Origin of the sequence: Microcoleus sp. FACHB-SPT15 (assembly GCF_014849525.1) — a bacterium.
In the GTDB taxonomy this organism is placed as follows: domain Bacteria; phylum Cyanobacteriota; class Cyanobacteriia; order Cyanobacteriales; family Coleofasciculaceae; genus Symplocastrum; species Symplocastrum torsivum.
Genome location: NZ_JACJNU010000058.1, coordinates 45,733 through 52,438, shown reverse-complemented (window position 1 = coordinate 52,438; position 6,706 = coordinate 45,733). Strand labels below are relative to the sequence as shown.

5 protein-coding genes are annotated in these 6,706 nt (G+C 45.5%); 3 read left to right on the top strand and 2 right to left on the bottom strand.

Features of this window, described 5'->3' with window-relative positions:
* The first annotated feature begins 624 nt into the window (after positions 1–624).
* The 3 genes from H6F98_RS22950 to H6F98_RS22940 all read left to right on the top strand — a co-directional run bounded on the left by H6F98_RS22950 (position 625) and on the right by H6F98_RS22940 (position 4,235).
* Complete coding sequence (locus H6F98_RS22950; RefSeq protein WP_192221037.1) at positions 625–837, top strand: hypothetical protein; 213 nt, start codon at positions 625–627, stop codon at positions 835–837.
* 418 nt (positions 838–1,255) lie between these two features.
* Positions 1,256–1,492, top strand: a complete 237-nt coding sequence (locus tag H6F98_RS22945) for a hypothetical protein (protein WP_192221036.1) — start codon at positions 1,256–1,258, stop codon at positions 1,490–1,492.
* Between the two features lie 271 nt (positions 1,493–1,763).
* On the top strand, positions 1,764–4,235 hold the full coding sequence (locus H6F98_RS22940) for an ATP-dependent Clp protease ATP-binding subunit (RefSeq protein WP_192221035.1): 2,472 nt from the start codon (positions 1,764–1,766) through the stop codon (positions 4,233–4,235).
* 78 nt (positions 4,236–4,313) lie between these two features.
* On the opposite strand, the gene H6F98_RS22935 is transcribed toward H6F98_RS22940, so the two are convergent.
* The gene (locus H6F98_RS22935; RefSeq protein ID WP_192221034.1) at positions 4,314–4,892 is read right to left on the bottom strand and encodes a YdcF family protein; all 579 of its coding nucleotides are present in this window, start codon (positions 4,890–4,892) and stop codon (positions 4,314–4,316) included.
* Positions 4,893–5,059: 167 nt separating this feature from the next.
* A complete protein-coding gene (locus tag H6F98_RS22930) occupies positions 5,060–6,388 on the bottom strand; it encodes a glycosyltransferase family 4 protein (RefSeq protein ID WP_192221033.1) in 1,329 nt (442 codons plus the stop codon).
* Positions 6,389–6,706 lie beyond the last annotated feature (318 nt).

The window sequence follows — 6,706 nt, the reverse complement described above, 5'->3', positions numbered from 1 at the left end:
ATCAGCGTTCGATGGGGCTGGTCAAAGCCGTGCGCCAACGACAACGACGCACTGCCTCTCAATCTCTTGACATTTGGCTAGATGCCTTAACTTGACGCCTATGGCAGGATGCCTGCCCTTTAGCTTTGACAGGCTTTCCGGCCTGTCCCACAAGAAAATGTATTTGCATAATAGGGTGCTCCCTAGCTGTATCTACTCGTTCATAGAAATCTTCGATAGTCCCAAGGAGCTTTCTCACCTGGTTTTTATCAATGTGAGTATTTTTTAAAACTTACCTTACTTTTTAAAGATATCTCTATCTAAAGAATCTGGAAGTTCCTGAATGAAAGTTGTTTAATGAAGATAAAAGGATTACTTTCTTACTTTTTGCTCAAATCAATCAAACGAAAGGGACTCCAGACTAATACCTAAAAAATAACCCTCATTTTATTAAACCATTTAACTGTTTATAACGATTCTTGTATCAGTGAAGTACATCTTACTTCCTTGCCAATTCCCGAAAACCCAGAACCTTGTACCTCATTCTTTAGGAAAACGGCTATAGACTTACAAAATATTATTAAGTACTCACTAAATTACAAGAAATTTATAGCCTCTAAAAGTATTTATCAGGAGATATCTCAAATGTATACACTTAAAAGCTTTGTTCAATCTCTCAACACTTTCCACTGGAAAACTGATTACAAGCAATTCTGTCAAGTATTAAACCTCGATAAGGGACAGTACAGCTTGCAGAAATACCATCACTTTGAAAATTTGTGCAAAGCTCTGAACGAGTTTGATAGCGATTCACTAGCCAAACTTGTTGAGGCTGGAGCTATCGCCGAGCAAAAATAAGTCTTGGAGCGGTTTCCTTAACTTAAACTTAGCTAGCAATTTTAAGCGTAAGTGAACAATAATTTCACGCTAGCCGTCTTTTCTTGACGTTAAGATTTGGTTTTTGATATTATTAAGTGTTTTGTTTTTGTGCTACTCTCAAGGAACACTACAACAGTTGAGTAGCTAAGAGCTAGAAATCTACTCTTCCTATCTGACGAGCTTTGGGTGATAAAGGCGGTAGCGAATCACGACACCTCCAGGAGAATAAACGGCAAAATCGGTTGGTCGTCCCGCCAAGCCGTGTCTGCCTGGATAGGATTGGTTGAGCCAATTCCTTAACCACGAGCATGAGTATTAATTCGTGGAAAGCGTTATACCCTGCCCCGCTTTCCTCCCCACCCATAAAGGGATGGAGTTTCCAGGCAGGAAGACTTTTATGAACATTCAAGCGCTAGATATTAAGGTCGGCGATTGCATCATTGCTTACTGTAAGCAGAAGATGCAACCCTGCACGGTGCAACGGTTACTTTCCTCGACGCAGAACAACATTACGCTGAGAGTATCCACATCTGCCATTTATCGGGAATCAGCCTCTTTCGTGGTGCAGTTTCACCGAGAGGCATTGATTGAAATGGCTGGCTTAACAAGAACTAAGAGCATAAGTCCAAGGTGAACGTGTCGAAGTAAAAAATCAAACCGCCTTCGGAAGGAGGGTGGCTGCTAGGATAACGAAAAATCGTTATGGGAGGCGAGAGGGACTTACCCTCTGGTGTCCTCCAGGGGTACTAAGACTTCCACGCTCACTCGGTTCAGACTCTTGATGAGTAACCGACAGAAGCATCCCCATTGAAACTAGAAGCGGCTTGACGCGATCGCGACTAGCAGTACTTCACAATCCCACTCCCAGACGGGACAGCAATTACTCTCTCCACAAGGACATATCGATGTTTGAACGCTTGACAGATAAGGCGATTAAAGTGATTAGGCTAGCCCATGAGGAAGCACGTCGCCTTGGTCACAACTTTGTGGGTACAGAGCAGATCCTTTTAGGTCTGATTGGGGAAGGAAATGGTGTCGCGGCAAAAGTGCTGAGTTCCTTAGGCATCACTCTCGAAGATGCAAGGGAAGAAGTTGAAAACATTATTGGTCGGGGTTCTGGCTTTGTCGCCGTTGAAATTCCCTTTACCCCAAGGAGCAAGCGTGTTCTCGATATGGCGTTGGAAGAATCTCGCTCGCTTAAGCAGAACTATGTTGGCACCGAACACTTACTTCTGGGTCTGATTCGGGATGGAGAGGGGGTGGCAGCAAAAGTACTCTTCAACCTGAGGGTTAACTCCACAGAAGTCCGGGCTAAAGTGATTCAGATGCTTTCCGAGACGACACCTGACCTGAGTAATGATGATAGCCGCACCCATAAAAAGACACCAACCTTAGACGAATGTGGCACCAACTTGACTCAACTAGCCGCCGAGGGCAAGCTTGATCCCGTTGTGGGTCGCCAAAAGGAAGTTGAACGCATAATTCAAATTCTGAGTCGCCGTACTAAAAACAATCCTATTTTAATTGGGGAGCCAGGAGTCGGTAAAACAGCACTGGCAGAGGGGCTAGCTCAACGCATTGTCAATAACGATGCTCCTGACAGCCTTCAAGGTAAGCAAGTTTTCACTCTAAATATAGCCTCATTGCTCGCAGGCACTAAGTACCGAGGCGAGTTCGAGGAACGTCTCAAAAACATCATAGAAGAACTCCGCGCTTGCAAGAATGTGATTCTGGTAATTGACGAGGTTCATACTTTAGTTGGGGCTGGAGCAGTGGAAGGTGGACTTGATGCCGCCAATATGCTTAAGCCTGCCCTAGCGCGTGGGGAACTACAGTGTATTGGTGCGACTACTCTGGATGAATACCGTAAGTACATTGAGCGAGATGCGGCATTAGAACGTCGTTTCCAACAGGTAATGGTGAATGAACCCAATGTTGAGGAAACCATTGAAATTTTGTATGGGTTACGCGATCGCTACGAACAGCACCACAAGCTCAAAATCTCAGACCTGGCTCTAGAAGCTGCGGCTAAACTCTCAGATCGTTATATCTCAGACCGCTTTCTGCCCGACAAAGCCATTGACCTGATTGATGAAGCAGGAAGCCGTGTCCGCATACTCAACTCTAAAGTGCGATCGCCAGCCAAGAACCTCAACAAGGAGTTAAGCCAAGTTCTAATCGCTAAACAAGATGCTATTGCGTTGCAAGAGTTTAGCAAGGCGGGAGAAATGCGTACTCGCGAACTAGAAATTCAGGCAGAGATTCGGGCACTCGTTCAAGACAATAACTCCAACCCTACTGATGCTGAGTCTACTCCCCTCGTAGACGAGGAGGACATTGCTCACATTGTCGCCTCATGGACAGGAGTACCTGTGAGCAAACTGACCGAATCTGAGTCCGAAAAGCTACTCCAGATGGAAGATACTCTACATACTCGGCTCATCGGTCAAGAAGAAGCCGTCAAGGCAGTTTCCCGTGCAGTTCGTCGCGCCCGCGTTGGTATCAGTAATCCCAATCGTCCAATCGCCAGTTTTATTTTCTCTGGCCCGACAGGGGTGGGTAAAACAGAACTCGCCACGTCACTGGCGGCTTACTTCTTCGGGTCTGAGTCAGCGATGATTCGGTTGGATATGTCCGAATACATGGAGCGTCACACCGTCTCCAAGCTCATCGGTTCCCCTCCCGGATTTGTAGGTTACAACGAAGGGGGACAACTGACAGAAGCCGTCCGCCGTCGTCCTTATACAGTCGTGCTGTTTGACGAAATCGAAAAAGCACATCCCGATGTGTTCAACCTACTGTTGCAAGTCTTAGAAGATGGTCGTTTGACCGATACTAAGGGTCGTACTGTGGACTTTAGGAACACCTTGTTGATTATGACTTCCAACATCGGTTCCAAGGTGATTGAAAAAGGTGGTGGTGGTCTTGGGTTTGAATTTTCTCAAAATCAAGCTGATGCTCAATACAGATGCATTCGCTCCCTGGTCAATGAAGAACTTAAAGCTTACTTCCGCCCAGAATTTCTCAACCGTCTTGATGAAATCATTGTCTTCCGGCAACTAACCAAGGATGAAGTTAAACAAATTTCCTCTATCCTTATCGGTGAAGTAGGCAACCGTTTAACTGAGCAAGGAATTACTCTGGAAGTCACTGAACGCTTTAAAGACCGCTTGGTGGAACAAGGCTATGACCCCAGTTACGGAGCGCGTCCTCTGCGTCGAGCGATCACACGCTTGTTGGAAGACTGCCTTACCGAGGAAATCCTAAATGGTCGCCTTAAAAATGGAGACACAATTGTTGTTGATGTAGACGATGATGGGCAAATTAAAGCCCTGCAAGGTGATAAACGAGAATTACTGCCACCAGCAGCCTTGTAAAAACTTATAAATATTTGTTTTGTTAGCTTGTCTTATGGTAAGTGAGATACAAGCCTCACTTGCGAAAGTCCCAATCGACTAGCGGTTGGGGTGAAATCTAGCGCCTGTGTGACCTGTAATCATCCATAGTAGTGTGCGAATGACATCACGTAGGATGCGAATCCAGGATTCAACAGGTTGGCGTGAGGGAATGGAAACTGGTGTGAAGGCAATACTCCGGCTACCCAAAACGAGAGTAGCGATCGCTTTTGCCCTCGGCATATGAAAGTCTGAGGTGATTAAGTAAAGGTGTTGAATCTTCCGACGCTTGAAGTCAGCGACGAGGGAAGTAAAGTTAGTCACTGTATCAAGCGCACGATTGTCGAAATTGACTCGTGTGTCTGGGATACCCGCAGCACGGAAGATAGGAAGCGCCTTTTTGGGAGGGTAGCCGGAAGAAACCCAGATGTCTAGAGAGGGATAAGATTGGGCAAATTGAGCGGTAAATTGTTCTCGTTCCATACCACCACCAAGCGTAAAAATCGCTTGGGGGTAGGGTACTTGGTAATATGCGATCGCCAATCGCATCGGAATAACGCCCAAAAGCAGCACAATCAGGGTACAGCTAACCAAGCCATAAAATCTATATCCGTTGCGCTTGCCCCGGAAAATTCTCATTGAACGAAAGTTTTTACCGTTATATTAGCGGAACTTTTATCCAATTCGATCCAGTTCATCGCTTTGTTTATAGGCTAGGTAAGTTGTCAGTAGCCAGTAGTTCAGTTGCAACGAACAACGCTCAAAAAGCGACTACTTAAAAATGAAGTATCTCACCGCACTGGATATCAGGTTTCTTTGCGAATTGGAAAAGATTCACGCTTGACTTGTCCAACATTTCCAGAACAAGAGGGGTCAAGGTCGTTAAGAACAGCGTCACATAAAAGATCGGAATACTGCTTAGCAATTAAGTCAGGAGTGAAGTTGCCTTGGAGATAGCGACGTCCCGCCAAACCCATTTGCTGTACTAGTTGCGTATCTGCTGCCAAACGTAGAATAAAAGCGGCAAGACCTGCTGCATCACCATTACAGAACCCCTCACCACACTGGGCTTCAGCTACAATCGCACGAAGGTAGGAGTGTTGTTCACAGATGACAGCAACAGGACGCGCTGCTGCCAAAGCGGCATAAAGCTTACTAGGAGCAACCAGTCCTTCCATACCAGGACTAACGCTAACTAAAGACAAATCACATGCGGTCAATGAATAGGGTAAGTTCTGTTTGTTTTGGTAAGGCAAGAATTGACAATTGCTTAAGCCCAGTTGCTTAGCTTGCGCCTGGAACAATTGATTTTTCGCACCATTCCCAATGAAGACAAACTGAACTGGTTCTTGTTGTAAGAGTTTGACCGCTTCCAGAATTGTCTCTACATCATGGCAATGACCCATGTTGCCTGAATACAGGACAGTAAAGCTGTCAACCAGATTGAAGGCTTTGGCAAACCAGTTTTGGTGTTTAGCTATGGGTACGATCCAATTCGGGTCAGCCCAGTTATGAATGACGGTAATTTTATCGGTAATCTCCGGACATTTAGCGACAACCCGGTCTTTCATTGAAGGGCTAAGAACGATGACTTGTTGCGCCTGCTGCCAAATACGGCAGTTTAGAGCATCCCAAAGTCGAACTAACCAATGATGACGAGAAATGACGTTTAACTCAACAGCGACATCAGGATACAAATCGTAGAGAAGGCAAACGTAGGGAAGTCCAAAAACCTTATTGACCAAGTAGCCTAGGACTGGAAGGAAAGGGGGAGCGCTTGTGACTAGTAAAACGTCTCCACGACTGCCAGTTTTTAGTAAATAAAGTCCCGATCGCACACAAAACAACAGCCCGTTTAGAGCTTTGCCACGAATTCGCTTCGACCAAATTCGAGTCGCACGCGATCGCTTAACCACAACCTGACCTGAATGCTCAATTGCTGGCGCTGACTTTTTTTGGAAAGCATAACTGGGCTGTCCTGTAAAGACTTGAACGGGAAGACCAAGCTGTCCCAATTGAATCGCTAGTTCTTCAATCAACTGCCCTGTCGCGGCATAGTCAGGCGGATAAAACTGAGTAATAATCGACAGTTTAAAAGGTTTGTTATGCCGTGTTGGGGTCTTTCCATTGCTCATGTCGCCTCGCTACTAAGTCGGGTAAGGTTGTAAACTATCTTTCCCTGATGCTGTTACTTTGCTATCAAGCCTTAAAGCACAGTAGAAAGTAAAAGTTAATCTAAGGGACTAAGTTTTCTAATCCATAATCGCGCATTCTTGTCAACCTATATGACATTCTGAGTTAGGGTTCAGAATTCGTTGTTGACCAAAATTCAGTAAAAACAACTGTGGGGTAATTCGCCACTTGTCCAATGGAGGCAGCCCTCTCTGAAAGGGATGCAATGTGGAATTGCGATTGTCTGGATGTTTTCTGAATGAGTAACAAAGGAGTCCCTA

Bases quoted from the DNA above. Each gene is read 5' to 3' on its own strand.
- H6F98_RS22950 (WP_192221037.1), top strand. From the start codon at position 625: ATGTATACACTTAAAAGCTTTGTTCAATCTCTCAACACTTTCCACTGG.
- H6F98_RS22945 (WP_192221036.1), top strand. From the start codon at position 1,256: ATGAACATTCAAGCGCTAGATATTAAGGTCGGCGATTGCATCATTGCT.
- H6F98_RS22940 (WP_192221035.1), top strand. From the start codon at position 1,764: ATGTTTGAACGCTTGACAGATAAGGCGATTAAAGTGATTAGGCTAGCC.
- H6F98_RS22935 (WP_192221034.1), bottom strand. From the start codon at position 4,892: ATGAGAATTTTCCGGGGCAAGCGCAACGGATATAGATTTTATGGCTTG.
- H6F98_RS22930 (WP_192221033.1), bottom strand. From the start codon at position 6,388: ATGAGCAATGGAAAGACCCCAACACGGCATAACAAACCTTTTAAACTG.